This is a genomic window from Stenotrophomonas sp. FR010 (assembly GCF_047520755.2).
In the GTDB taxonomy this organism is placed as follows: domain Bacteria; phylum Pseudomonadota; class Gammaproteobacteria; order Xanthomonadales; family Xanthomonadaceae; genus Stenotrophomonas; species Stenotrophomonas sepilia.
Window position 1 is genome coordinate 1 of sequence record NZ_JAXBQT020000020.1, and the last position, 23,636, is coordinate 23,636.

Below are 23,636 nucleotides of genomic sequence, written 5' to 3' on the forward strand. Positions count from 1 at the left end.
GGCGGCGCCAGCCGGAATGACGGCGGCGGCCAAGCCCCCAGGGACGGGTTTACGGCGTCCCCCGCAACCGGACCCACCCCGACTCCCCACAGGAAACCGGCTTCTGCTGTTGCTTCTGCTGTTGCGGTTGCTGTTGCTCCAGCTCGTAGCAGGTGCAGGGCGCAGCCCTGCCGAACACCCCCTCTCATGCTGCGCCGCAGAATGCATTCGGCTGAACCTGCATGCTCTACTTGAATCGATCTAAATTCACGGTCTGGTGGGTCGGGCGTCATTCCAGGGGGAGCTCTCTGCAGGTCAGGGCAGGGCTCAGCGGAACGGTGCCGAACGCCCCCGGCCGTCTGCCTCCGCGTCATCGACTACAGGAACCCGACATGCGCCCAGTGCCGTCCGCTCCCGCCGTCCCATTGTCCTCGCGCCCGCTGGTGCGCCTGGCCTGCCTGCTCGCGCTGTCGTCAGTGCCGGTGCTGCTGCAGGCTGCCCCGGCAGCGCTGGAGCGCGAGGTCAACACCTTCATCGGCAGCAAGGACGACGGCAATACGTTCCCGGGTGCGTCGGCACCGTTCGGCCTGATCCAGGTCAGTCCGATCGGCAGCCACTACTCGGGCTGGCGCTATGACGACGAGAAGATCCGCGGGTTCGGCCACTCCTTCCTGTCCGGCGCGGGTTGCTGGGAACAGGGCGGGCAGGTGTCGGTGCTGCCGGTGACCGGCTCGATCGGTCCGGGTGGCGATTTCGATACCGGCAACGCCAAGCAGTTCGACCACAAGGCCTATGCGTCGGCTTACACCCACGATGGCGAGGTCGGCCAGGCCGGCTACTACAAGGTGCGCCTGACCAGCTACGGTGGCATCGATGCCGAGGCGACCGCGCGTACCCGTGCCGCGGCCGAGCGCTACACCTTCAGCCAGCGCAGCGGCGATGGCCACGTCCTCGTCAACGTCGGCCAGGCCAACGAGCGCCATTCGGTGATCGGCAGCGTGGTCGATGTGGTCGGCGATCGTGTGGTGGAAGGCAAACTGGTCACCAAGAGCTTCTGTGGCGGCCACCAGTACACCACCTGGTTCCGCATCGAGTTCGACCGTCCCTTCAAGGCGCATGGCACCTGGGGTGAGGGCGGTGGCCTGCCGGGCGCGCGCCACAGCATGGAAGGCGAGCAGAAGCCGAACGGCGCCTGGCTCAGCTTCGACCTGGCCAAGGGCCAGTCGGTGACGGCGGTCAGCGCGATCTCGCACGTGGATGCCGAAGGCGCGCGCACCAACCTGCGCGCAGAAGGCATGCAGAATGGGGTGCTGCTCGGCTTCGACCGCATGCGTGCGCTGTCCCAGCAGTCCTGGCGCGAGCAGCTGGGCCGGGTGCGTGTTCAGGGCGGCACTGCCGACGACCGCGCGGTGTTCTACAGCGCGGTCTATCACGCACTGCTGCAGCCGATGACCGGCAACGACGCCGACGGCCGCTACCGCGGTTATGACGACGGTATCCACCGCGCCGATGGCTGGACCTATTACGAGTACTTCTCGCTGTGGGATACCTACCGCGCGCAGAACCAGTGGCTGGCGCTGACCCGCCCGGACGTGGCGCGCGACATCGGCCGTACCCTGCTGGCGATCGACGAACAGGTCGGTTGGCTGCCGCGCTGGGGTTATGCCAACTTCGAGACCAACATCATGACCGGCGATCCGGTCACGCCGTTCATGGTCGACCTGTGGCGCTTCGGCGCGCTCAAGGGCCGTGAATCGCAGGCCTGGGATGCACTGCGCCGCAATGCCTTCGGCACGCCGCCACTGAACTCGCGCATGGCCGGACGCTCCGGCAACCCGACCTACCTGGACAAGGGCTATGTGGCCTACGACCGCGCGTTCCCGTCCAAGGGCATGGATGTCGATCCACACCATGGTGGTTCGGCCACGCTGGAATATGCGTTGGCCGACTGCGCGCTCTCGCAGATGGCCGATGGCCTGGGCCATGCGCAGGATGCGGCGACGCTGCGTGAGCGTGGCCGCAACTGGCGCAAGGTGTGGGACCCGCAGGTCCGGGATGCCGAGACGGGTTTCACCGGCTTCCCGCGCCCGCGCACCGAGGATGGCCAGTGGTACACGCCGGCCGATGGCCACTACAGCCCGCGTTCGCACCACGGTTTCCATGAGGGCACGGCGTGGCAGTACCAGTGGCTGGCGCAGCAGGACGTGCCGGGCCTGGTCGAAGCGATGGACGGCCGCGAACAGGCCGGTCGCCGCCTGGATGCGTTCTTCGCGATGGACGCGCTGCAGGCCGATCCGCTCAATGCCGCCCGCAAGGCGTGGGTGGTGGGGCCGTACAGCTACTACAACCAGTTCCGCTACAACCCGAACAACGAGCCGGACCTGCACTCGCCGTGGCTGTACACGCTGATCGGCCAGCCGTGGAAGACCGCCGCCGTGGTGCGTGCCGCGCAGCAGTTGTTCACCAATGCCCCTAATGGCGTGACCGGCAACGATGACCTCGGCACGATGTCTGCCTGGTACCTGTTCAGCGCCATCGGCGTGTACCCGGCGGTGCCGGGCAGCGGCCAGTTCCTGCTGCACACGCCGCGCTTCAGCAAGGTCGAAGTGGATATGGGCAATGGCCGAACCCTGCGCATCGACGCGCCGGGTGCCGATGGCCGCCGCCTGCAATACGTGCAGGGTGTGCGGGTCGACGGCCAGGCGCATGCACCGGTGTGGCTGGACTGGGACCGCCTGCAGCAGGGCCCGCGCCTGCAGTTCGCGCTCGACGCGAAGGCGCCGGAGCAGGGCTGGGGCACCGCGGTGAAGGACCTGCCGGTGTCCTGGTGCGCGGCACCGGGCAGCCAGCTGCGCTGAGCCGGACTGTGCCGTTCGCGCTGACCCAGCGAACGGCACGGCACGACACGGCCCTGATCCATTAGGCTTGAGCCTCCAGCGGAGTCCGGGAAGACGATGAACGACAACGGCAACAGTCCCAGCAAGCGCGCCGGCAAGGCGGTGACGGTGACCGACATCGCGCGCGCGATCGGCGTGTCACGGGCAACCGTGTCGCTGGTGCTGCGTGGGAGCCCGCTGGTCAACGTCGATACCCGCGCCAAGGTCGAGGCCGAACTGCGCCGCCAGCGTTACGTCTACAACCGCGCGGCGGCCAACCTGCGCCGTCGTACCTCGTCGAGCATCGCGCTGGTGATCAACGATCTCTCCAACCCGTTCTTCGCCGAGTTCGCATCGGGCGTGGACGAGGCGTTGGGCGGGCGTGGCTACGTGACCCTGCTCGGCAGCACGGGTGAATCGCCGGAGCGGCAGCAGGCGGTGCTGTCCACGCTGATGGAGCACACCCCGGCCGGCCTGATCCTGTCGCCGGCCGAGGGCAGCGATACCGCGCAGCTGCGGCAGGCACTGGGTGCCAATGCCAACGTGCTGCTGTTCAACCGCGAACTGGCCGGGGCCGACTGGGACTTCCTGACCCTGGACAACCAGCACGGCGCCTATCTGGCCACGCGCCACCTGATCGAGCGCGGCCACCGCCAGATCGCGTTCTTCGGGGGCCACGCCGCATCCAGTTCCTGCCACCAGCGCCGCGCGGGTTTCCAGCAGGCGCTGGCCGAGGCCGGTCTTTCGCTGCCGCCGGGCTGGATGATCGAGTCGGCCCCGAACCGCCTGGAAGCGGCAGCGCGCACCGATGAACTCTTCGCCGACGGTCATCGGCCGAGTGCGGCGGTCTGCTACAACGACACCGTCGCGCTGGGCCTGATGCTGGGCTTGAACTCGCGCGGCATCCGTCCGGGCGGCGATTTCGCCGTCACCGGCTTCGATGATATTTCCGAGGCGGCGGTGGCCGTACCGCCGTTGACCACGCTCACCGCCGACCCGCGCGAGCGTGGCCGCCAGGCTGCGGCGCTGCTGTTGCAGCGGCTGGACGAACCCGACGCGCCGCCTCGGCGCACGGTCGCGCCGGTGCAGTTGCGCATCCGCGAAAGCAGTGCCGCACGACCGAACTGATTCCTTCCGCATACCCCTTCCACGCAACAACGACCTTCCGCGCATCGAGGCGCGTACCGCATGCCGATCTCCGCAACGCCCCGTCCATCGGGTTCTTCGGGCAACGCACCCGCCGTCACCAACGGCAAGGCGTTGGCTGTCGTGACCACGATCTTCTTCATGTGGGGCTTCCTGACCTGCCTCAATGACATCCTGATCCCGCACCTGAAGGCGGTGTTCGAACTGAACTACGCCAAGGCGATGCTGGTGCAGTTCACCTTCTTCGGTACTTACTTCCTGATGTCGCTGCCGGCGGGCCGCCTGGTGGCGGCGCTGGGCTACAAGAAGGGCGTCGTGGCTGGACTGGTGATCGCCGGCATTGGCGCGCTGGGCTTCTGGCCGGCGGCCGAACTGCGCGTGTACGGCGCCTTCCTCGGTGCGTTGTTCGTACTGGCCACGGGCATTACCGTGCTGCAGGTCGCCGCCAACCCGTACGTCGCGCTGCTGGGCCCGGAACAGACCAGTTCCAGCCGCCTGACCCTGGCGCAGGCGCTGAACTCGCTGGGCACGGCCATCGCGCCGATCTTCGGCGGCATGCTGATCCTGTCCAACACTGTCAAGAGCGCTGACGACATCGCGGCGCTGCCGGCGGCCGAGCAGCTGGCCTACCGTGCCGCCGAGGCGCAGGCCGTGCAGGGACCGTACGTGGGCCTGGCCGTGGCGCTGGTGCTGCTGGCGCTGTTCGTGTTCCTGTTCCGCCTGCCGGCGCTGAGCGACGCCACCGAGCAGGCCGACCAGGGCCACCACCACAGCTACCTGGATGCGCTGCGCAAGCGCCACCTGCTGCTGGGCGTGCTGGGCATCTTCTTCTACGTCGGCGCTGAGGTGTCGATCGGCAGCTTCCTGGTCAACTACCTGTCGATGCCCAACATCGGTGGCTTCAGCGAACAGGAAGCCACGCACTACGTGTCGGCCTACTGGACGATGGCGATGATCGGCCGCTTCGCGGGTTCAGCGCTGCTGGCGCGCTTCTCGCCCAGCCGCCTGCTGGCGATCTTCGCGCTGGTCAACGTGGCGCTGCTGGTCACGACCATGCTGAGCTCCGGCAACATCGCGCTGTACTCGGTGGTGGCGATCGGCCTGTTCAACTCGATCATGTTCCCGACCATCTTCGCGCTGAGCATCGAGCGCCTGGGGCCACTGACCAACAAGGGCTCCAGCCTGCTGATCATGGCCATCGTCGGCGGTGCCGTGGTGCCGTACCTGCAGGGCGTCCTGGCCGACCACATCGGTGTGCAGGCCAGCTTCATCCTGCCGCTGCTGTGCTACGGCTACATCATTTTCTACGGACTGGTCGGCGCGCGTACGCCGGCCTCCGCAACGCAGGGAGGCTGAGTCCGGAATGGGTGCCATCGTTTGCTTCGGCGAAATTTTGATCGATCTACTAGCGCAGCCGCCGGCCTCGGCCGACACGCCGCGCGCCTTCCTGCAGTACGCCGGTGGTGCACCGGCCAACGTTGCCGTTGCGGCCGCACGGTTGGGTGCGAAGACGCAGTTCGTCGGCACGCTGGGCCGCGACATGTTCGGCGACTTCCTGGCCGACAGCCTGGTCGAGCACGGCGTGGGCACGGATTACATCGTGCGTACCGATGCGGCCAAGACCGCACTGGCCTTCGTCGCACTGGATGCCAGCGGCGAGCGCAGCTTCAGCTTCTATCGCCCGCCGGCAGCCGACCTGCTGTTCCGTGACAGCGACTTCCAGGCGGCGTGCTTCGACAGCGCACAGTGCTTCCATGTCTGTTCCAACAGCCTGACCGAAGCGGCCATCGCCGAGGCGACCTTCGCCGGCATGGATCGCGCGCGTGCGGCTGGCGCGGTGGTCAGCCTCGACCTCAATCTGCGTCCGGCGCTGTGGCCGGCGAACGAGGACCCGACACCGCGCCTGTGGCAGGCGCTGGAACGCGCCGACCTGGTCAAGCTGTCGCGCGAGGAGCTGGACTACCTGGCCGCGCCGCTGGGTGCCGATGGCGAGGCAGCGGTACTGCGGCGCCTGCTCGCTTCGCGCGCGCGCTGGGTGATCGTCACCGACGGTGCGGCCACGCTGCACTGGTACACGCGCGACAACCACGGCACGATCACAAGCTTCCGCGTGGCTACCGTCGACACCACGGCGGCTGGCGATGCTTTCGTCGGTGGCGTGCTGGTTGGGCTGCTGGAGCGCGGCGGCGCCGGTGCCGGTTTTGCCGCCTTCTGCAAGGACCCGGAGGCGATCACCGCCACGCTGCGCTTCGGTGCTGCGGTCGGTGCGCTGGCTGTTACCCGCAAGGGCGCGTTCGCCGCGATGCCCTCGCTCGATGAAGTGCAGCAGCTGCTGCAGGCCCAGGACATTACCGCATGAGCACCTCCCCCGACTTCCGTTCGCCCGCGTTCCTGCGCGCGCACATCGCCGACACGATGGCGTTCTACCACCCGCGCTGCATCGACCCGAACGGTGGCTTCTTCCACTACTTCCGTGACGACGGCAGCATCTACGACGCCAACCATCGCCATCTGGTGAGCAGCACGCGTTTCGTCTTCAACTATGCGATGGCCTACCGCGAATTCGGCAACGCCGAATACCGTGAGGCAGTCGAGCACGGCGTGCGCTACCTGCGCGAGGTGCACCGCAACCCGGCCACCGGCGGTTACGCCTGGACCCTGCGCGATGGCAAGGTCGAGGATGACATGAACCACTGCTACGGCGTGGCGTTCGTGCTGCTGGCCTACAGCTGCGCACTGAAGGCCGGTCTCGAACAGGCCCGCGCATGGATGGACGAGACCTGGCAGCTGCTGGAAGCGCGCTTCTGGGAGCCGCAGCACGGCCTCTACAAGGACGAAGCCGATGGGCAGTGGAATTTCACCGGCTACCGTGGCCAGAACGCCAACATGCACATGTGCGAGGCGATGCTGGCCGCCTTCGAGGCCAGCGGCGAACAGCGCTATGTGGAGCGCGCGCTGCAGCTGGCCGACAACATGACCCGCCGCCAGGCCGCCAAGGCCGGTGGCCTGGTGTGGGAGCACTACGATTCCAACTGGGAGATCGACTGGGACTACAACCTGGACGACCCCAAGCACCTGTTCCGCCCGTGGGGCTTCCAGCCGGGCCACCAGACCGAATGGGCCAAGCTGTTGTTGATCCTGGACCGCCATGTGCAGGTCGACTGGCTGGTGCCGACCGCGCAGCACCTGTTCGACGTGGCCGTGGCGCGCAGCTGGGACGAGGCGCGGGGTGGCCTGTACTACGGTTTCGCGCCGGAGTCGCGCCGGCAGCCGGGCATGGATGGCGCCCCGATCGGTGGCGACAGTTTCGTCTGCGACGACGACAAGTATTTCTGGGTGCAGGCGGAGACGCTTGCGACCGCCGCACTGATGGCCAAGCGTACCGGCGATGACCGCTATTGGCAGTGGTACGAGCGTATCTGGGCGTATTCGTGGGAACACTTCGTCGATCACCGGTACGGCGCCTGGTTCCGCATCCTCGATGCCGACAATCGCAAGTACAGCGACGAGAAGAGCCCGGCCGGCAAGGTGGATTACCACACCATGGGTGCGTGCTACGAAGTGTTGAACGTGGTGCGTTGAGGTTGGCGCGCCGGGCATGGCCCGGCGCTGCCGTGAACTGGACTTGCAGGTAGCGCCGGACCATGCCCGGCGGAAAGACAGGAGCATCCCGTGCATCGCCTTCCCCTCGTTGTCCGCCTGCTCCTGCTGCTGATCGCGGCGTCCGCCTTCCCGGTCGCTGCCACGCCGCTGCAGGCACAGTGGGAGTTCCGTATGCTGCCCGGCGACGCGCAGGGCGCCGCTCATCCAGGTCTGCAGCAATGGCGGGCGGCGACGGTGCCGGGCAGCGTGCACACCGACCTGCTGGCTCACGAACTGATCCGTGATCCGTATGTCGGCGCACCAGAGGCCGAACTGCAATGGATCGGCCTGGCCGCCTGGGAGTACCGCGCCCGCTTCGACGTGGATGCGGCGACGCTGGCCAAGCCCAATGCCGAGCTGCGCTTCGACGGTCTGGATACCTACGCCGACGTCAGCCTCAACGGCAAGCCGCTGCTGCGCGCGGACAACGCGCACCGGACCTGGCGCGCGCGCGTGAATGGGCGCCTGCGGGCCAGGGACAATGAACTGCAGATCGTGTTCCGTTCGCCTATCCGCACCCTGCTGCCGGGCGTGCAGGCAATGCCGCACAAAATCGCTGGCAACTACCCGTCGCCGTATGGCGATGAGCCGAAGGAGGCGATGGTCGGCAACTTCGCGCGGAAGCCGGCCTACCACTTTGGCTGGGACTGGGGGCCTCGCTATGTCACCGCCGGCGTCTGGCGCGGGGTTGACCTGCAGGCCTGGGAGGCTCACCGCCTGACCGATCTTGCGGTGCGTACAGATGCATTGAGCGCGGAGCAGGCGAAGCTGGCCGTGCTGCTGCAAGTGGAGCAGGGCGCGGCGGCGGGCTCGGCCGTGGTGAATGTGGATGTGCGCGATCCGCAGGGCCGCAACGTGGCCCAGGTGCAGCGCACGGTGCTGCTGAAGCCCGGCCAGAACAGCATCGAGGTTCCGGTTGAACTGGCCGATCCGCGGCGCTGGTGGCCAGTCGGCCACGGTGCGCAGGACCGCTACATGGTGCAGGCCCGCCTGGACCAAGGTGGCACGCCGGAGCTGGCGCGCGAACAGCGCATCGGCCTGCGCACGGTCGAACTGCGCCGCGAGGAAGACCGCAAGGGCGGGCAGGGCTTTGCCTTCGTCATCAACGGCGTGGAGATCTTCGCCAAGGGCGCTAACGTCATTCCGTTCGATGCCTTCCCCGCGCGCGTCGATGCCGCACGCCTGCGCCAGGTGCTGACGGCCGCGCGCGACGCAAACATGAACATGCTGCGCAACTGGGGCGGCGGCTACTACGAGGAGGACGCGTTCTTCGACATCGCCGACGAACTGGGCCTGCTGGTGTGGCAGGACTTCATGTTCGGCGGCGGCATGCAGCCGGGCTACGATCCGGCGTTTCGTGCCAACGTGGTGGCCGAAGCACGCGACAACGTACGTCGTCTGCGCCATCACCCCAGCATCGTGCTGTGGTGTGGCAACAACGAGGAAGAAACCGCCTGGAAGGACTGGGGCCACGGCCGCGACCTGAAGGCGGCCGACCCGGCATTTGCGGCGAAGGTCTGGCAGGGCTACGTCGACCTGTTCGGCAACGACCTGCGCCAGGTTGTGGGCGAGGAGGGGCTGGGCGTGCCGTACTGGTCCAGCTCACCGAGCAACGACTTTGACGAGAAGGCCAACGATTCAACGCGTGGCGACAAGCACTACTGGCAGGTCTGGGGCAATCCGGCGTTGCCGGTGCAGGCCTACCTGCGCGAGACGCCGCGCTTCATGTCCGAGTACGGGCTGCAGGCGTGGCCGTCGGTGGCGACAGTGGACCAGATCGCCACCCGCGCCGAACAGCGCATCGACAGCCCGGTGATCCGCGCGCACCAGAAATTCATGGCCGGCGAGGGCAACAGCCGCCTGCTGCACTACATCGAACTGGGTTACGGCACGCCGAAGGACTTCGAGGACTTCGTCTATCTCAGCCAAGTGATGCAGGCCGATGGCATCGCACTGGCGGCGCTGCATCATCGCGCCTCGCGGCCATACACGATGGGTTCGCTGTACTGGCAGCTCAACGATGTCTGGCCCGGCGCCTCGTGGTCCAGCGTGGACTATTTCGGCCGCTGGAAGGCGCTGCACTTCGCCGCGCGGCGTTTCTTCGCGCCAGTGACGGTGGCAGCGCTGCGCGACGAGGGCAGCACGCGGGTGCGCCTGATCAATGATGGCGCCTCACTGGAAGCGCGCTGGCGTCTGCGGGTGATGGACGTGGAGGGGAAGGTGCTGCGTCGTCGCGAGGAAACGGTGACGTTGGTGGCGGCGGGTGTCACCTCGATGGGCGATTTCAGCGATGCAGAGCTGCTGGCCGGTGCCGACGCGACGCGTACGGTGGCGGTGTTCGAGTTGCTGCAGCACGGCGACGTGAGCGCGCGGCAGGTGGTCGGTTTCGTTGAGGCCAAGGACCAGCTGTTGCCGCGGCAGAAACTCAAGGCCACGTTGTCCATCGAAGGGGACCACTATCGTCTGCGGCTGGAAAGCGCGGCGTACGTGCGCGCGGCGTGGATCGACTTCGGCGCGCTGGATGTGCAGGTCGAAGACAACCTGCTGGACCTGCTGCCGGGCGAAACACGTGATATCGCGGTGCGCGGCCCGGTGGATCTGGTTACCCTGCGCGAAGCGCTGAAGGTGAAGACCCTCAACGACCGTTGAGGGGTTTCCCGCTTTGGTAGGTGCCAACCTTGGTTGGCACACCAGCAGCATGCCAACCAAGGTTGGCACCTACCATTTTGCTTACAGCTGGATCTGCTGGAAATTCTCGACCCGTTCGTGGCCGTTGGCGGCCTGGCCGGTACGCGGCATCGGGTAATCATCCAGGCGATCGATCAGGCGGGTCTGCAACCCGGCTTCGCGGGCGGCATCCAGTTCTTCCACCACATCGGACAGGAACAGGATCTCGCCGGCCGGTACGCCGATGGCCTGCACGATGCGGCGGTAGCTGTCGGCCTCGCGCTTGCCGCCGACTTCGGTATCGAACCAGCCCGACACCAGCGGGCTGAGGTCGCCGGCGTCGCTGAACCCGAAGAACAGCTTCTGCGCCGGCACCGAGCCGGAGGAGTACACGTACAGCGGCAGGCCGGAAGCGTGCCAGCCCTTCAGCACCGGCGCTACTTCCGGGTAGAAGTGCGCGGTGTAGTCGCCACGGCGGTAGCCTTCGTCCCAGATCAGCCCCTGCAGCGCCTTCAGTGCGGTGTGCTTGCGGTCCTGGTCGATCCAGCCCTGCAGCGTCTCGGCCACGAGGCTGTCCTGGCAGGCACCGCCGATCTCGGTAGCCACCGCATCCAGCCAGCGGCGGACGTCCGGCTGCTGGCCATGCTCGGCGACAAACGCGGGCAATGCCTTGCGCGCATAGGGGAACAGCACGTTCTTGACGAACGAGATGCTGCTGGTGGTGCCTTCGATATCGGTCAGGATGACGCGGGCTTGCATGGATCAGGACGCCTGGGTGGGTACGTAACGAGGGAACTTCTGCGCGATGTCGGTGCCGGTGAAGTGACCGACCCAGCCATCCGGCTCGGTGAAGAAGCGGATCGCCACGAAGCTGGGTTCCTCGCCCATGTCGAACCAGTGGGTGGTGCCATCGGGCACGGCGATCAGGTCATCCTTCACGCACTCGATCTCATAGACCTTGTCACCCACGTGCAGGGTGAACAGGCCCGAGCCGGCGACGAAGAAGCGCACTTCGTCTTCCTTGTGGAAGTGCTCGTCGAGGAACTTCTTGCGCAGCTCGGCGCGATTCGGGTTGTCCGGGGCGATCGAGGCCACGTCCACGCTCTTGAAGCCGCGCTCGGCGACCAGGCGGTCGATGTCAGCGCGGTAGGCGGCGAATACTTCCTCCTGGCTGGCGCCCGGTGCGACGGGCGCGGTGGCCTGCCAGCGCTCGAAGGTGACGCCGATCTTCTGCAGCTCGGCAGTGATGACCGCGCCGTCCTGGGTGTCCAGCAGCGGCGAATCGGGGCGGGTGTCGTCGTAGATGCGCAGTCGGCTCATGGCGGCAGCTTGAACGTCTCGGGGGGAAGACAGGGTAGCAGGGTGGGTGTAGGGCGCAGATTCCGGATCGGCATCTGCACCTGCGCGCCGGTTCAGCCGCGCAGCCTGCGCAGCTCCAGTTCGCAGTGGAACAGGAACTCGAACGCTTCCAGGTGGCGGCGTGCCTCGGCCATGTCGCGGCCCCAGGCGTACAGGCCGTGGCCATCGATCAGATAGCCCCACAGGTTCCGCCGGTCGAGCAGGTCATCGACCTGCTTCGACAGCACGTTCATGTCCTGGGTGTTGGCGAACACCGGCACATCGATGGCCATTTCGTGGGTACTGTTGCCGGCGAAGGCCTTCAACAGCTCGTAGCCTTCCAGGCGGATATGACCCTGCGGCGCGTACAGGCGCGAGGCGATGGTCTGCACCGGAGAGTGCGTATGCAGCACGCAGCCGACCTCCGGGAAGCGGCGGTACAACTGGGTGTGCAGCAGGGTCTCGGCGGACGGGCGCAGCGGACGGCCGACGGCCTGGCCGTCGAAGTCCACCACCATGATGTCGTCCTCGATCAGGCGGCCCTTGTCCTTGCCGGACACCGTGATCGCCGCGTGGCGATCGTCCAGGCGGTGGGAGAAGTTGCTGCTGGTGGCCGGGGTCCAGCCGGCATGGGCCAGTTCGCGGACGTTGTCGATCAGCAGCTGGGCCAGTTCGCTCAGGCGCGCGGTGTCGTAGGGGAAGGTGGGGGCGTTCATGCCGACGATTTTACTGGATTCGGCCAACGGCTGAGCCCCTCGTGGCGGGTCGTGTAGAGCGGTTCATGGGGTTGGCGGGGCGGGCGGGTCGTGCAGGGGACGCTGCAAGTACGTCCCTGTAAGCTCGGTCGCCGCATCCATGCGGCTCACGCCCCTGCACGGCCCACCCGCCCCGCCTCGGACAGGTTCCGGCGTGCGGCCGGCCACGGAGTGAAGAAGGAAGAGCGAAAAGCGGGTCGCGGCGCTGCGCTTGCTCGGAGCCGAGCATGGCTCGGCTCTACAGAAGATTCGTCCCGATACATTCGTTTCCGGGAACGCTTCATCCACGCATGGCGTGGATCTACCGGACGCGCCGGGAGACTGTCAGGGGCGGGGAGGCATGGGTTCGCGGGGGTGTCAGCCGCATGGATGCGGCTGCCAAGCCTACATGGACGTACTTGCGGCGTCCCCCGCGAACCCATGCCTCCCCGCCAAACCCACAGTCCCGCTCTTGCCGTTGCTCCGGCTTCAAAGGCGGGTGCAGGGCCGCAGGCCCTGCAATGCAGAAAACCTCACTTACCCCGCAGACGGCTGTGCCTGAAGCCGTAGCAGAAATAGATCACGAAACCGACGAAGGTCCAGACGCCCATCAGCATCCAGTTGTGCATCGTCATCGCCGACAGCAGGGCCAGGCAACTCAGCACGCCCAGGCTGCAGATCAGCCAGGCCATCGGCATGCGGAACGGGCGCGGCAGGTCCGGCTGGGTGCGGCGCAGGATCAGCACGCCGGCACACACCGCCGCGAACGCGATCAGCGTGCCCATCGAGGTCAGCTCGCCAAGGATGTCCAGTGGGAACAGCGCCGCCAGCAGCGCGATGCCGATGCCGGTGATCACCGTGTTGATGTGCGGGGTGCGGTACTTCGGGTGGATCCTGGTGAACACCGGCGGCAGCAGGCCGTCGCGGCCCATGATCATGAAGATGCGCGGCTGGCCGATGATCATCACCAGGACCACCGAGGACAGGCCGACCAGCGCGCCGACCTCGACCACCCAGCGCAGCCAACCCAGCTGCGGATGCGCGGCCACCGCGGTCACCACCGGTTCGTCGGTGCCCAGCAGCTGGAACGGCACCAGGCCGGTCATCACCGCGGCCATCGCGATGTACAGAACGGTGCAGACCACCAGCGACAGCATCATGCCGATCGGCATGTCGCGCTGCGGATTCTTCGATTCCTGCGCCGCCACCGATACCGCCTCGAAGCCGATGTAGGCGAAGAACACCATCGCCGCGCCACGCAGTACGCCTTCCATGCCGTACTTGCCGGGGCCTTCGTTGGCGGGAATGAACGGGGTCCAGTTGCTGGTGTCCACATACTTCCAGCCGACCACGATGACCAGCAGGATCAGGCCGGTCTTGAGCACGACCATCGCCATGTTCATTGCCGATGACTTGCTGATGCCGACGTAGCACAGCCAGGTCAGCAGCAGTACCAGCGCAGCGGCCGGCAGGTTGGCGATCGCGCCGGTGGGGCGCAGCTGTGCATCGAGTGGGGCACTGACCAGCGCCGCCGGTAGATGGATGTCGAACTGGCTGAGCAGGCTGAGGAAATAGCCGGTCCAGCTGACCGCCACCGCCGACGCAGAGACGCCGTATTCGAGCACCAGCATCCAGCCGATGAACCAGGCCGACAGTTCGCCGAAGGTGGCGTAGGTATAGGTATAGGCGCTGCCGGAGACCGGCACCATCGAGGCGAACTCGGCGTAGGCCAGCGCGCAGAAGGCGCAGCAGATGGCGGCCAGCACGAACGACAGCATGATCGCGGGGCCGGCGTGGTTGGCGGCGGCCTGGCCGGTGATGACGAAGATGCCGCCGCCGATCACGGCACCGATGCCGAGGGCGGTCAGGCCCCAGGGGCCGAGGTGGCGGCGCAGGCTCAGGCCGTTGGCGTCTTCATGGGCGGCATGCGGGTGCTTGGTGGCCCACAGTTGCTTGAACATGTGTGGTGGTCTTGTCGAAGCGCGCCGTGTCTGGCGCGCGGGGAAAACGGACGGGCCGGCACAGGGCCGGCCCGTAGGCGGATCAGGGTTACTGGGCCAGCTTGCTGTTGCGCATGCCATAGCCGAGATAGATCAGCATGCCCAGCACGGTCCAGCCGACGAACAGGTGCCAGTGCACCACGAACGCCTGCCAGAACAGGAACAGGCAGGCCGCAGCGCCAAGCGGGCAGATGATCCACACCGCCGGCACGCGGAACGGGCGATGGATCTCCGGCTTGGTATAGCGCAGCACCAGCACGCCGATGCAGACCGTGGCGAAAGCCAGCAGGGTACCCATCGAGACCAGTTCGCCCAGCACGTTCAGCGGCACCAGGCCGGCCAGTGCGGCGGCGATCACGCCGACCACGATCGTGGCCCAATAGGGCGTGCGGAAACGAGCGTGGACCTTGCCGAAGAACTTCGGCAGCAGGCCGTCGCGGGAAATGGTGTAGGCGATGCGGGTCTGGCCCATCATCATCACCAGCACCACCGAGGACAGGCCGGCGATGGCGCCGATCTCGACCAGGGTCTTCAGCCAGGACAGGGTCGGGTAGGGCTCCAGCGCGGTGGCCACCGGCTTGTCGGTGCCCAGCAGGTGGTACGGCATCATGCCGGTCAGCACCGCGCAGACGATGATGTAGACGATGGTGCACACGGCCAGCGAGCCGAGCAGGCCGATCGGCATGTTGCGCTGGGGATCCTTGGTTTCGCCGGCGGCGGTGGAGACCGCATCGAAACCAATGTAGGCGAAGAAGACGATGGTGGCCGCGCGGAAGATGCCGCTCCAGCCGAACTCACCCGGCACGCCGGTGTTTTCCGGAATGAAGGGCTGCCAGTTGGCCGGATCGATGTGGGCCGCGCCGATGCCGATGAACAGGCAGATGACGGTAACCTTGATCGCCACGATGATGGCGTTGACGAACGCCGACTGGGTCACGCCCACGTACAGCAGGCCGGACACCGCCGCCACGATCAGCACCGCCGGCAGGTTGAACAGCTTGCCGGAGGAGACGAACTCGCTGCCGGTCCAGGCGATGGGCGCGGCGCTGAGCAGGTCCGGGAACGGCATGTGCAGCGTGGTGGTGATGAAGCTGATCAGGTAGGCCGACCAGCCCACCGCGACCGACGCCGAGGCGAACAGGTACTCCAGCACCAGGCACCAGCCGATGAACCAGGCCATGCCTTCGCCGAGGGTGGCATAGGAATAGGAGTAGGCACTGCCGGAGACCGGCATCATCGCCGCGAACTCGGCGTAGCACAGGCCCGCCAGGGCGCAGGCGAAGCCGGCCAGCACGAACGACAGCATCACCGCCGGGCCGGCGTGGTTGGCTGCGGCCTGGCCGGTCAGCACGAAGATACCAGCGCCGATCACCGCACCCACGCCAAGCAGGATGAGGTGTTTAGCCGTGAGGGTCCGTTTCAACGTGGCTTCGCCGTCCAGGCTGCCTTCGATGGGTTCGCCGGCATCGACGTGCCCGGCCGGCTGGACCGGCTTGACCCTCAACAGAGCTTTCAGCATGCAGTACTTCCTAATGATCGGATGGGGTGGGCCGCCGATACGTTGCCGGCAACCTTGAATGGTGAAGGCCGTGCGAACGGCCCGCTGTACCTTAGCCAAAGCTGAAGCCAACGCACAAGCGCAATCGCAACAATGAACGGCGATAATGAGCAGTATTTTTCCGAACCGCCCCCATTCATGCGCCAGACCGCCGAAACCCTTGCCGTGCTTGACGATCGCCTGCGCGGCCTGTTGCGGGACTATGCCCGCCGCGAGCCCGCCCACGACGCACTGGCTGCCGAATTCGGCACATTGCTGGACGATCCAGAAGATCCGTTCCGTCGCGAACGGCTGGCCGGGCATTTCACCGCCAGCTGCTGGCTGGTCAGTGCCGACGGCCAGCGCCTGCTGCTCACCCATCACCGAAAGCTGCAGCGCTGGCTGCAGCTGGGCGGTCACGCCGACGGCGACCGTGATCTGGCGCAGGTGGCGCTGAAGGAAGCCGAGGAGGAGTCCGGCCTGAGCGGCCTGGTACTGGAAGACCCGGCCATCTTCGATCTGGACAAGCACTGGATTCCCGAGCGCAAGGACGTGCCGGGGCACTGGCACTACGACGTGCGTTTCGTGATCCGGGCGCTGGGTGGCGAGGCCTTCGTGCTCAGCGAGGAATCGCTGGACCTGGCCTGGCGGGCGGTGACCGAAGTCGCGGCCGACCCCGAATCGGATGAATCGATGCAGCGCATGGCGCGCCGGTGGTTGGCGCGCTAGCAACCTGTAGAGCCGAGCCGATGCTCGGCTCGATGTGGGCCGGAACCGCAGCCGAGCATGGGCTCGGCTCTACACGTACAAGGCGGGACGCGCGTCAATACAGAATGCGCGTCCGCAACGTTCCTGGAATGGCGGCCAGTTCGTCGCGGACGGCGGCGGCCTGTTCCTCGCTGGCGGTGATGTCGATCACCACGTAACCCACCTTCGGGTCGGTGCGCAGGAACTGGCCGTCGATGTTGACGTTGTGGCGCGAGAAGATCTCGTTGACCTTGGACAGCACGCCCGGCACGTTCTGGTGGATGTGCAGCAGGCGCAGGCTGTCTTCGTGTTCGGGCAGGGTCACTTCCGGGAAGTTGACCGCCGACAGGGTGCTGCCATTGTCGCTGTAGCGCACCAGCTTGGCCGCCACTTCCACGCCGATGTTGTCCTGCGCTTCCAGCGTGCTGCCGCCCACGTGCGGGGTCAGGATCACGTTGTCGTGGCGCGTCAGCGGCGACTCGAAGATATCGCCGTTGCCCTTCGGTTCAACCGGGAACACGTCCAGCGCGGCACCACCGACGTGGCCGCTGGCCAGCGCAGCGTCCAGCGCATCGATGTCCACCACGGTGCCGCGGGCGGCGTTGATCAGGTGCGCGCCCTTGCGCATCTTCGCCAGCTCGGTGCTGCCGATCATCCACTGCGTGGCCGGCGTCTCCGGCACGTGCAGGGTGACAATGTCGGCGCGTGCCAGCAGGTCGTCCAGGCTGGCCGCTGCACGCGCATTACCCAGTGCCAGCTTGGTTTCCACGTCGTGGAAGATCACCTGCATGCCCAGCGATTCGGCAAGCACGCCGACCTGGGTGCCGATGTGGCCATAACCGATGATGCCCAGCGTCTTGCCGCGCACTTCATGGCTGCCGCTGGCTGACTTCGACCAGCCGCCGCGATGGCATTCGGCGTTCTTCTGCGGGATGCCGCGGGTCAGCATGATCGCCTCGGCGATCACCAGCTCGGCCACGCTGCGGGTGTTGGAATAGGGCGCATTGAACACCGGGATGCCGGCCAGTTCGGCCGCATCCAGGTCGACCTGGTTGGTGCCGATGCAGAAGCAGCCCACCGCGATCAGGCGCTTGGCCTCGGCCAGCACCTCGGCGCTGAGCTGGGTGCGTGAGCGGATGCCGACGATGTGCGCCTCGGCGATGCGTGCCTTCAATTCGTCCTCGGGCAGCGCCTTGGTGTGCGCTTCGATCTGGCTGTAACCGGCGGCGCTGAACACCTCCACGGCGGTCTGGCTGACCCCCTCCAGCAACAGCACGCGGATATCCTGCTTCGGGAACGAGGTCTTCTTCGGCGACATGGGGCAACACGGCCAGTGGGACAGGGGCCAACCAATATGCCAGATCACGGCGCTCATGGTGCAGTGCGCAATTGGTTGCATCCGTAGCTATCGGCCCGGCTGCGGGGCTGGACGCTGGCGCGTGCCGCTGGCACGCTTGCCCGTTCTTCACGCCCCGCGCTGGACCGTCATGACCGATTCCCGCATTGCCTCGCTGCAGCAGGCCTGTCCCGGCCTGAAGCTGAAGACCGACCCGGCCGACCTGGAGCATTACGGGCGCGACTGGACCCGGCGCTGGACGCCTGCGCCGTTGGCGGTCGCACTGCCGGCCACGGTCGAGGAGGTACAGGCGGTGATGCGCTGGAGTGCCGCCGAGGGCGTGGCGGTGGTGCCGTCGGGCGGCCGCACCGGCCTCTCGGGTGGCGCGGTGGCGGCCAACGGCGAGCTGGTGCTCAGCCTGGAGAGGATGAACAAGGCACTGGCCTACGACGCGGTCGACCGCACTCTGGTGGTGCAGGCCGGCATGCCGCTGGAAGCCGTGCACAACGCCGCGCTGGACCACGGCCTGATCTACCCGGTGGATTTCGCCGCGCGCGGCTCGTGCACGATCGGCGGCAACATCGCCACCAATGCCGGCGGCATCCGCGTGATCCGCTACGGCAACACCCGCGAGTGGATCGCCGGGCTGAAGGTGGTCACCGCCAGTGGCGAACTGCTCGAGCTCAACAAGGGCCTGATCAAGAACTCCAGCGGCTATGACTTCCGCCAGCTGCTGATTGGTTCGGAAGGTACGTTGGGGGTGATCGTCGAGGCGACGGTGAAGCTGACCGATCCGCCGCCGGCCAGCAACGTGATGCTGCTGGCCGTACCCAGCTTCGAAGTGCTGATGCAGGTGTTCGCCGCGTTCCGCGCGCGCCTGCAGCTGCAGGCCTTCGAGTTCTTCACCGACCGCGCGCTGGAACATGTGCTGGCGCACGGCGCGCAGGCGCCGTTCGACGAGGTGCACCCGTACTACGTGGTCACCGAGTTCGCCGCCAACGACGAAGCGCAGGAAGCGGCGGCGATGGCGGCCTTCGAGGACTGCATGGGCAACGGCTGGGTCAGCGACGGGGTGATCAGTGCCAGCGACGCTCAGGCCGCACAGCTGTGGCGCCTGCGCGAAGGCATCACCGAATCGCTGGCGCGCTACAAACCCTACAAGAACGACGTCTCGGTACGGATCTCGGCGATGCCGGCGTTCCTGGCCGAGACCCAGGCGCTGATCGGGCAAGCCTACCCGCACTTCGACGTGGTCTGGTTCGGCCACATCGGCGACGGCAACCTGCATATCAACGTGCTCAAGCCCGACGACACCAGTGACGCCGATTTCGTGGCGCAGTGCGAGCACGTCACCAAGCTGCTGGCGCAGGTGCTGGCGCGTTTCGATGGCAGCATCTCGGCCGAGCATGGCATCGGCCTGGTCAAGAAGGGCTACCTGGACAGCACCCGCGGCCCGGCCGAAATCGCGCTGATGAAGGCGGTCAAACGCGCGTTCGATCCCCAAGCGCGGCTGAATCCCGGCAAGCTGTTTGACGCCTGAGCCGGGCAAATCCTTCACGCACCCGTTACGCTCCACGCATCCTCACAACCGGCTTCGAACCGATGACCCGTCCGCTTCTACTGCTCGCCCTGCTGTCCCTGCCGCTGGCCGGCTTTGCTTCCAGCTTCGCCGGCACCTCGGCCGGTTCTGCCACCGGTGCTTCCTCCGGCTCCTCGGGCAGCAGCTCGGGTGACGACAAGGTGGTGCTGGCCGCGCGCGACGATGCCGCTGCGTTCGTTGCGAGCGACGGCCAGATCCGTGGCGCCCGCCTGCAGGCCGCACTGGCCCACCTGCGTGAGCAGAGCGCCGCCGCGCAGCAGCAGAGCGACCTGGAACTGGCCCGCACACTGCTGGCGCGTTGATCCGGCCTTCGGGTAGTGCCGGCCGCTGGCCGGCAATTCCATGACATCTGCACGGAACGCCGCCACGCTTGGCGTGGCTCTACTGCTGACCGCCCACGTCGCGTCTGCAGCTGATCGCCTGCAGCTTGATCCGTCCGGTCTCGATCCGGCGCAGCAGCGGCTCGCCAGCCAGACCCTGGCCGACGTGCAGTCACTATTGCCGGACGGCCTGCTGGCTGCGTTGCCGGCGCAGGTACGGGTGCGCTGGACGGATGACCTGCCGGCCGATGTGCATGGCCGCACCTTCGCTGGCCGTATCGCGTTGCGCCGGAGTCTGCTGGGCGACAGTGCGCCGGGCGCCCGGCGCGCACGCCGCAGCGCGCTGGTACACGAACTGACGCACGTCGCCGACCGTGGCGGTGCGAACTGGTCGCAGAGCATGCGATGGCGTGACCTCGCGGGTTGGCAGCGCAAGCCCTGGCATCTCGGCCGTGGCGACAACGACTTCCGTGACCGCAGCCCCGATGCGTATGAACTGAAGGACCCGGCCGAGTACCTGGCAGTGAACGCCGAGCATTTCGTGCTCCACAGCGAGTTCGCCTGCCGGCGCCCGGCACTGGCGCGGTGGTACCAGGCCCATTTCGGAAGCCCGCCATCGCTGCCGCAGTCGCACTGCGCGACCGCGTTGCCCTTGCTGCAGGCCGAATCGGAAGAGGGGGCGGCATCGCTGCTGCAGCTCGACCCCGCGCGTGTCTACGCCGTGGATTACCTGTTCGCCGAAGGCAGCGCGCAGCCGATGAGCCGCTGGGGCCACAGCATGCTGCGATTGGTGATCTGCAGGCCCGGGCGCGCGCCGGGACCGGACTGCCGGCTGGATCTTGAATACCATCGCGTGCTGTCCTTCCGCGCGTTCGTGGGCGACGTACAGATATCCAACTGGCGCGGCTTGACCGGCGGCTACCCGTCGCGGCTGTTCGTGCTGCCGCTGCAGCAGGTGGTGGACGAGTACACCAAGGTCGAACTGCGCGGCCTGCAGTCGCTGCCATTGCGGCTGCAGCGCGATGAGATCGCCAGCCTGCTCGAGCGCACCGCCCAGGTGCACTGGAGCTATGACGGGCGCTATTACTTCGTCAGCAACAACTGTGCGGTGGAGACCGCCAAGCTGCTGCAGGCCGGAGTGCCGCGGCTGGGCGAGGCCGGGCTGGCCCAGCTGAGTCCGCGTGGTCTCAAGCGCCGGCTGGCGCGGCTGGGCATGCTCGACGAGCGGGTACTCACGGACCGCAACGCCGCGCAGGCACAGGGGTATTACTTCGCTTCCGCGCGCGACCACTACCAGCAGTTGTTCACAGTGGCGGCGACCCAGCTGAGCCTGCCCGCCCGCGATGTGCGCGGCTGGTTGAAGCTGCCGGCGGAACAACGGGCGCCGTGGCTGCTGAAGGGCGACCTGCGCGCCAGTGCCGGCCTGCTGTTGCTGGAACAGGCCGCACAGCGGCGTGCCGAGCTGCGGGCACGCGATGTGCTCAAGCGGCAGCTGCTGGCTGCTGCGGACAGCGCGGAAACCCGCAGCCTGCGCGGCCTGCTGGCGCAGAGTGGGCAGTGGTTGCGCCCGGGGACGCTGCTGCAGGACGGCGGCTATGGGTTGCCGCTGGGCGACGAGCAGGTACTGCTGTCTGCGGCCGTGGCCACTGCCAGTGCGCAGGCGGTACCGGCATGGCAGGCATTGCGTGTGCAGCTTCGCCAGCAGTTGCCGGCGCAGCAGCGTGAGGAAATGGATGCGATCGACGCCAATCTGGCCGCGCTGGGAGCACACCTGCGCACGCAGGCCGCTGGTCCGGCTACTGGCGCGGCAGTTCGATGACGAAACGGCTGCCGCCGCAGCTGCCGGGCGTGCAGCAGGCACGGCCACCATGTGCATCGGCGATGGCCTTGACCACCGCCAGGCCAAGCCCGCTGCCACCGCCCTGGCGCGAACGTGAGCCGTCGGCGCGCATGAACGGAGTGAAGATGTCGGCATGCAGTCCGGGATCGATCCCCGGGCCTTCATCCTCGATGGCCACCTGCACATGGCCCGGCGTGTCATGCACGGCGATGCGCACCTTGCCTGGGCTGGCATAGCGACGCGCGTTTTCCAGCAGCGCCAGCAGCGCCTGGCGCAGGCGCGTGGGATCACAGTGCGCGTTGTGTTCCTCGCGGCTGGTTTCCAGTTCCAGCACGAAGCCCGCAGCGCGGAACTGCGGGTCGACCAGCGTCATCACCGAATGCACCTCGGCCACCACGTCGGTGCGTGCGCGACGCACGTCCAGCCGCGCATTGTCGGACAGGCTCAGCACGCGCAGATCTTCGATCAGTCGCGACAGCCCTTCGACCTGGGCGAGCAGGCTGCGGAACTGCGACTCGTCCGGCTGGAACACGCCCTCGGCCAGTCCCTGCAGGCGGCCGCGCAGGATCGTCACCGGAGTACGCAGCTCATGTGCGATGGCCGCATGCCACATCGCGCGCTCGCTCTCCATGTGCTGCAGGCGGCGCGCCATCGCATTGAAGTCCTCAACCAGGGTTGCCACTTCGCCCGGCGAATTCTCCTCGACGTTGGCGCGCGCCCCAAGGTCACCGCTGGCGAGCGCACGCACGCTGTCCACCAGCGAATTCAACGGCGACAGGATGCGGTGGGCGAGGCGGAACGAGGCGGCGATGGCCAGCGCCAGGCCGGTCAGGATCACGCCCACCATCCATGCCAGCTCCGGCCCGGTCGGCAACCAGCTTTCCGGCTCTTCGGTACTTCCGGGGAAGAACTCGACCAGCACCGCGTACAGCAGCCACGACGACAGGATCATCATCACGATGACGCCGATCACCATCAGCGACATCGAGACGATGATGTGGCGGCTGAGCCCGGAACGGCGCAGTCGGGCCATCAGCGGTCAGCCATCAACCGGTAGCCGACGCCGCGCACACTGGCCGGAACATTGACCATGCCCACTTCGTCCAGCTTGCGGCGCAGCTTGCTGACATGGCTGTCGACAGTGCGCTCCAGCGCTTCGCTTTCCGGCAGGCATTCGTGCATCAGCTCGCTGCGGCTGAAGATGCGGGTCGGTGCCAGCGCCATGCAGTGCAGCAGCTTGAACTCGGTGAGCGTGAGCAGCACTTCGTGACTATAGCCTTCGCCCTCCACGTGCACGGCGTGGGTGGCCGAGTCGATCAGCAGCGGGCCGACGCGCAGCGCAGTGGGCGCGTCCACGCGCGAGGCGCGCAGCGTACGCCGCAGCACCGCGCGCACGCGCGCCGCCACCTCGGCCGGGTTGAACGGCTTGACCACGTAGTCGTCGGCACCCATGCGCAGCGCGGTCAGCTTGTCCAGGTCCTGGTCCAGCGCGGTCAGCATGATCACCGGCGTCTCACCACGCTGGCGCAGCTGGGTCAGCACGCTCCAGCCATCCAGGCGTGGCAGCTGTACATCGAGCAGGACCAGGTCGGGGCGGGCGCTGCGATGCAGGTCCAGTGCGCTATGGCCATCGGCCGCGCGCAGCGTGCGCAGTCCTTCGCGTTCCAGGTAGGCGCTGAGAATATCGGCGATCTCGGCCTCATCCTCGACGATCAGGACCAGGGCGGCGAGGGCGGGGGAGGCATGCATGCAGGGGCGGGGCCGTAAGGTGCTTGCCTCCATCGTATCTCCACAGTTCCTCCATCGAAACCCCATCATTGCCACGCACACTGCGCGCTTCAGAACCTATCCGCCGCCTGCGCGGCATTGTGCAC

Annotated in this window: 18 protein-coding genes; 10 read left to right on the forward strand and 8 right to left on the reverse strand. The window is 67.2% G+C overall.

The window, feature by feature from the left end; all coding sequences use genetic code 11:
- Nucleotides 1-371: 371 nt before the first annotated feature.
- From ACM0PK_RS16520 to ACM0PK_RS16545, 6 genes are all read left to right on the forward strand, one after another.
- The gene (locus ACM0PK_RS16520) at nt 372-2,837 is read left to right on the forward strand and encodes a GH92 family glycosyl hydrolase (RefSeq protein WP_111201762.1); all 2,466 of its coding nucleotides are present in this window, start codon (nt 372-374) and stop codon (nt 2,835-2,837) included.
- Nucleotides 2,838-2,933: 96 nt separating this feature from the next.
- The gene (locus ACM0PK_RS16525; protein ID WP_005416345.1) at nt 2,934-3,983 is read left to right on the forward strand and encodes a LacI family DNA-binding transcriptional regulator; all 1,050 of its coding nucleotides are present in this window, start codon (nt 2,934-2,936) and stop codon (nt 3,981-3,983) included.
- Between the two features lie 60 nt (nt 3,984-4,043).
- Nucleotides 4,044-5,357 (forward strand): L-fucose:H+ symporter permease, encoded by a 1,314-nt coding sequence (gene fucP / locus ACM0PK_RS16530; RefSeq protein WP_414607487.1) that lies wholly within the window; start codon nt 4,044-4,046, stop codon nt 5,355-5,357.
- A gap of 7 nt (nt 5,358-5,364) precedes the next feature.
- A complete protein-coding gene (locus ACM0PK_RS16535; protein WP_111201761.1) occupies nt 5,365-6,360 on the forward strand; it encodes a carbohydrate kinase family protein in 996 nt (331 codons plus the stop codon).
- Entirely contained in the window at nt 6,357-7,583 is a 1,227-nt protein-coding gene (locus tag ACM0PK_RS16540; RefSeq protein WP_065177594.1) for an AGE family epimerase/isomerase, read from the forward strand. The genes ACM0PK_RS16535 and ACM0PK_RS16540 overlap by 4 nt, the downstream gene beginning before the upstream one ends.
- A gap of 90 nt (nt 7,584-7,673) precedes the next feature.
- Nucleotides 7,674-10,292 carry a beta-mannosidase gene (locus ACM0PK_RS16545; RefSeq protein WP_111201760.1) on the forward strand — a complete coding sequence of 873 codons (2,619 nt, stop codon included), beginning with the start codon at nt 7,674-7,676 and terminating at the stop codon, nt 10,290-10,292.
- Nucleotides 10,293-10,373: 81 nt separating this feature from the next.
- Here ACM0PK_RS16545 and mtnC read toward each other — a convergent pair whose 3' ends face one another.
- The 5 genes from mtnC to ACM0PK_RS16570 form a co-directional block, all read right to left on the reverse strand.
- Nucleotides 10,374-11,069 (reverse strand): acireductone synthase, encoded by a 696-nt coding sequence (mtnC, locus tag ACM0PK_RS16550; RefSeq protein ID WP_061479251.1) that lies wholly within the window; start codon nt 11,067-11,069, stop codon nt 10,374-10,376.
- A gap of 3 nt (nt 11,070-11,072) precedes the next feature.
- Nucleotides 11,073-11,630: a 1,2-dihydroxy-3-keto-5-methylthiopentene dioxygenase gene (locus ACM0PK_RS16555; RefSeq protein WP_065177596.1), complete on the reverse strand. Its 558-nt coding sequence runs from the start codon at nt 11,628-11,630 to the stop codon at nt 11,073-11,075.
- A gap of 92 nt (nt 11,631-11,722) precedes the next feature.
- Entirely contained in the window at nt 11,723-12,364 is a 642-nt protein-coding gene (locus ACM0PK_RS16560) for a methylthioribulose 1-phosphate dehydratase (protein WP_111201759.1), read from the reverse strand.
- Nucleotides 12,365-12,915: 551 nt separating this feature from the next.
- Nucleotides 12,916-14,343, reverse strand: a complete 1,428-nt coding sequence (locus ACM0PK_RS16565) for an amino acid permease (RefSeq protein WP_053500013.1) — start codon at nt 14,341-14,343, stop codon at nt 12,916-12,918.
- An 88-nt stretch (nt 14,344-14,431) separates the two neighbouring features.
- The gene (locus tag ACM0PK_RS16570) at nt 14,432-15,901 is read right to left on the reverse strand and encodes an amino acid permease (RefSeq protein WP_111200478.1); all 1,470 of its coding nucleotides are present in this window, start codon (nt 15,899-15,901) and stop codon (nt 14,432-14,434) included.
- A gap of 132 nt (nt 15,902-16,033) precedes the next feature.
- On the opposite strand from ACM0PK_RS16570, the gene ACM0PK_RS16575 reads away from it, so the two are divergent.
- Nucleotides 16,034-16,648: an NUDIX hydrolase gene (locus tag ACM0PK_RS16575; protein WP_111008329.1), complete on the forward strand. Its 615-nt coding sequence runs from the start codon at nt 16,034-16,036 to the stop codon at nt 16,646-16,648.
- 94 nt (nt 16,649-16,742) lie between these two features.
- Here ACM0PK_RS16575 and serA read toward each other — a convergent pair whose 3' ends face one another.
- A complete protein-coding gene (serA, locus tag ACM0PK_RS16580; RefSeq protein WP_033833465.1) occupies nt 16,743-17,984 on the reverse strand; it encodes a phosphoglycerate dehydrogenase in 1,242 nt (413 codons plus the stop codon).
- A 169-nt stretch (nt 17,985-18,153) separates the two neighbouring features.
- Between serA and ACM0PK_RS16585 the strand changes: the two genes are divergently transcribed.
- From ACM0PK_RS16585 to ACM0PK_RS16595, 3 genes are all read left to right on the forward strand, one after another.
- Nucleotides 18,154-19,542, forward strand: coding sequence for a D-2-hydroxyglutarate dehydrogenase (locus ACM0PK_RS16585; protein WP_049441183.1), 1,389 nt, complete (start codon nt 18,154-18,156; stop codon nt 19,540-19,542).
- 62 nt (nt 19,543-19,604) lie between these two features.
- On the forward strand, nt 19,605-19,904 hold the full coding sequence (locus ACM0PK_RS16590) for a DUF2388 domain-containing protein (protein WP_065196996.1): 300 nt from the start codon (nt 19,605-19,607) through the stop codon (nt 19,902-19,904).
- Nucleotides 19,905-19,944: 40 nt separating this feature from the next.
- Nucleotides 19,945-21,741 (forward strand): DUF7844 domain-containing protein, encoded by a 1,797-nt coding sequence (locus tag ACM0PK_RS16595; RefSeq protein ID WP_414607486.1) that lies wholly within the window; start codon nt 19,945-19,947, stop codon nt 21,739-21,741.
- Here ACM0PK_RS16595 and ACM0PK_RS16600 read toward each other — a convergent pair.
- Complete coding sequence (locus tag ACM0PK_RS16600; RefSeq protein WP_065177603.1) at nt 21,719-22,795, reverse strand: ATP-binding protein; 1,077 nt, start codon at nt 22,793-22,795, stop codon at nt 21,719-21,721. The genes ACM0PK_RS16595 and ACM0PK_RS16600 overlap by 23 nt on opposite strands.
- Nucleotides 22,795-23,511: a response regulator gene (locus ACM0PK_RS16605; RefSeq protein ID WP_005416361.1), complete on the reverse strand. Its 717-nt coding sequence runs from the start codon at nt 23,509-23,511 to the stop codon at nt 22,795-22,797. Before ACM0PK_RS16605 ends, ACM0PK_RS16600 begins: the two co-directional genes overlap by 1 nt.
- Nucleotides 23,512-23,636: the final 125 nt, after the last annotated feature.

Bases quoted from the DNA above. Each gene is read 5' to 3' on its own strand.
- ACM0PK_RS16520 (WP_111201762.1), top strand. From the start codon at position 372: ATGCGCCCAGTGCCGTCCGCTCCCGCCGTCCCATTGTCCTCGCGCCCG.
- ACM0PK_RS16525 (WP_005416345.1), top strand. From the start codon at position 2,934: ATGAACGACAACGGCAACAGTCCCAGCAAGCGCGCCGGCAAGGCGGTG.
- fucP (WP_414607487.1), top strand. From the start codon at position 4,044: ATGCCGATCTCCGCAACGCCCCGTCCATCGGGTTCTTCGGGCAACGCA.
- ACM0PK_RS16535 (WP_111201761.1), top strand. From the start codon at position 5,365: ATGGGTGCCATCGTTTGCTTCGGCGAAATTTTGATCGATCTACTAGCG.
- ACM0PK_RS16540 (WP_065177594.1), top strand. From the start codon at position 6,357: ATGAGCACCTCCCCCGACTTCCGTTCGCCCGCGTTCCTGCGCGCGCAC.
- mtnC (WP_061479251.1), bottom strand. From the start codon at position 11,069: ATGCAAGCCCGCGTCATCCTGACCGATATCGAAGGCACCACCAGCAGC.
- ACM0PK_RS16555 (WP_065177596.1), bottom strand. From the start codon at position 11,630: ATGAGCCGACTGCGCATCTACGACGACACCCGCCCCGATTCGCCGCTG.
- ACM0PK_RS16560 (WP_111201759.1), bottom strand. From the start codon at position 12,364: ATGAACGCCCCCACCTTCCCCTACGACACCGCGCGCCTGAGCGAACTG.
- ACM0PK_RS16565 (WP_053500013.1), bottom strand. From the start codon at position 14,343: ATGTTCAAGCAACTGTGGGCCACCAAGCACCCGCATGCCGCCCATGAA.
- ACM0PK_RS16570 (WP_111200478.1), bottom strand. From the start codon at position 15,901: ATGCTGAAAGCTCTGTTGAGGGTCAAGCCGGTCCAGCCGGCCGGGCAC.
- ACM0PK_RS16575 (WP_111008329.1), top strand. From the start codon at position 16,034: ATGAACGGCGATAATGAGCAGTATTTTTCCGAACCGCCCCCATTCATG.
- serA (WP_033833465.1), bottom strand. From the start codon at position 17,984: ATGTCGCCGAAGAAGACCTCGTTCCCGAAGCAGGATATCCGCGTGCTG.
- ACM0PK_RS16585 (WP_049441183.1), top strand. From the start codon at position 18,154: ATGACCGATTCCCGCATTGCCTCGCTGCAGCAGGCCTGTCCCGGCCTG.
- ACM0PK_RS16590 (WP_065196996.1), top strand. From the start codon at position 19,605: ATGACCCGTCCGCTTCTACTGCTCGCCCTGCTGTCCCTGCCGCTGGCC.
- ACM0PK_RS16595 (WP_414607486.1), top strand. From the start codon at position 19,945: ATGACATCTGCACGGAACGCCGCCACGCTTGGCGTGGCTCTACTGCTG.
- ACM0PK_RS16600 (WP_065177603.1), bottom strand. From the start codon at position 22,795: ATGGCCCGACTGCGCCGTTCCGGGCTCAGCCGCCACATCATCGTCTCG.
- ACM0PK_RS16605 (WP_005416361.1), bottom strand. From the start codon at position 23,511: ATGCATGCCTCCCCCGCCCTCGCCGCCCTGGTCCTGATCGTCGAGGAT.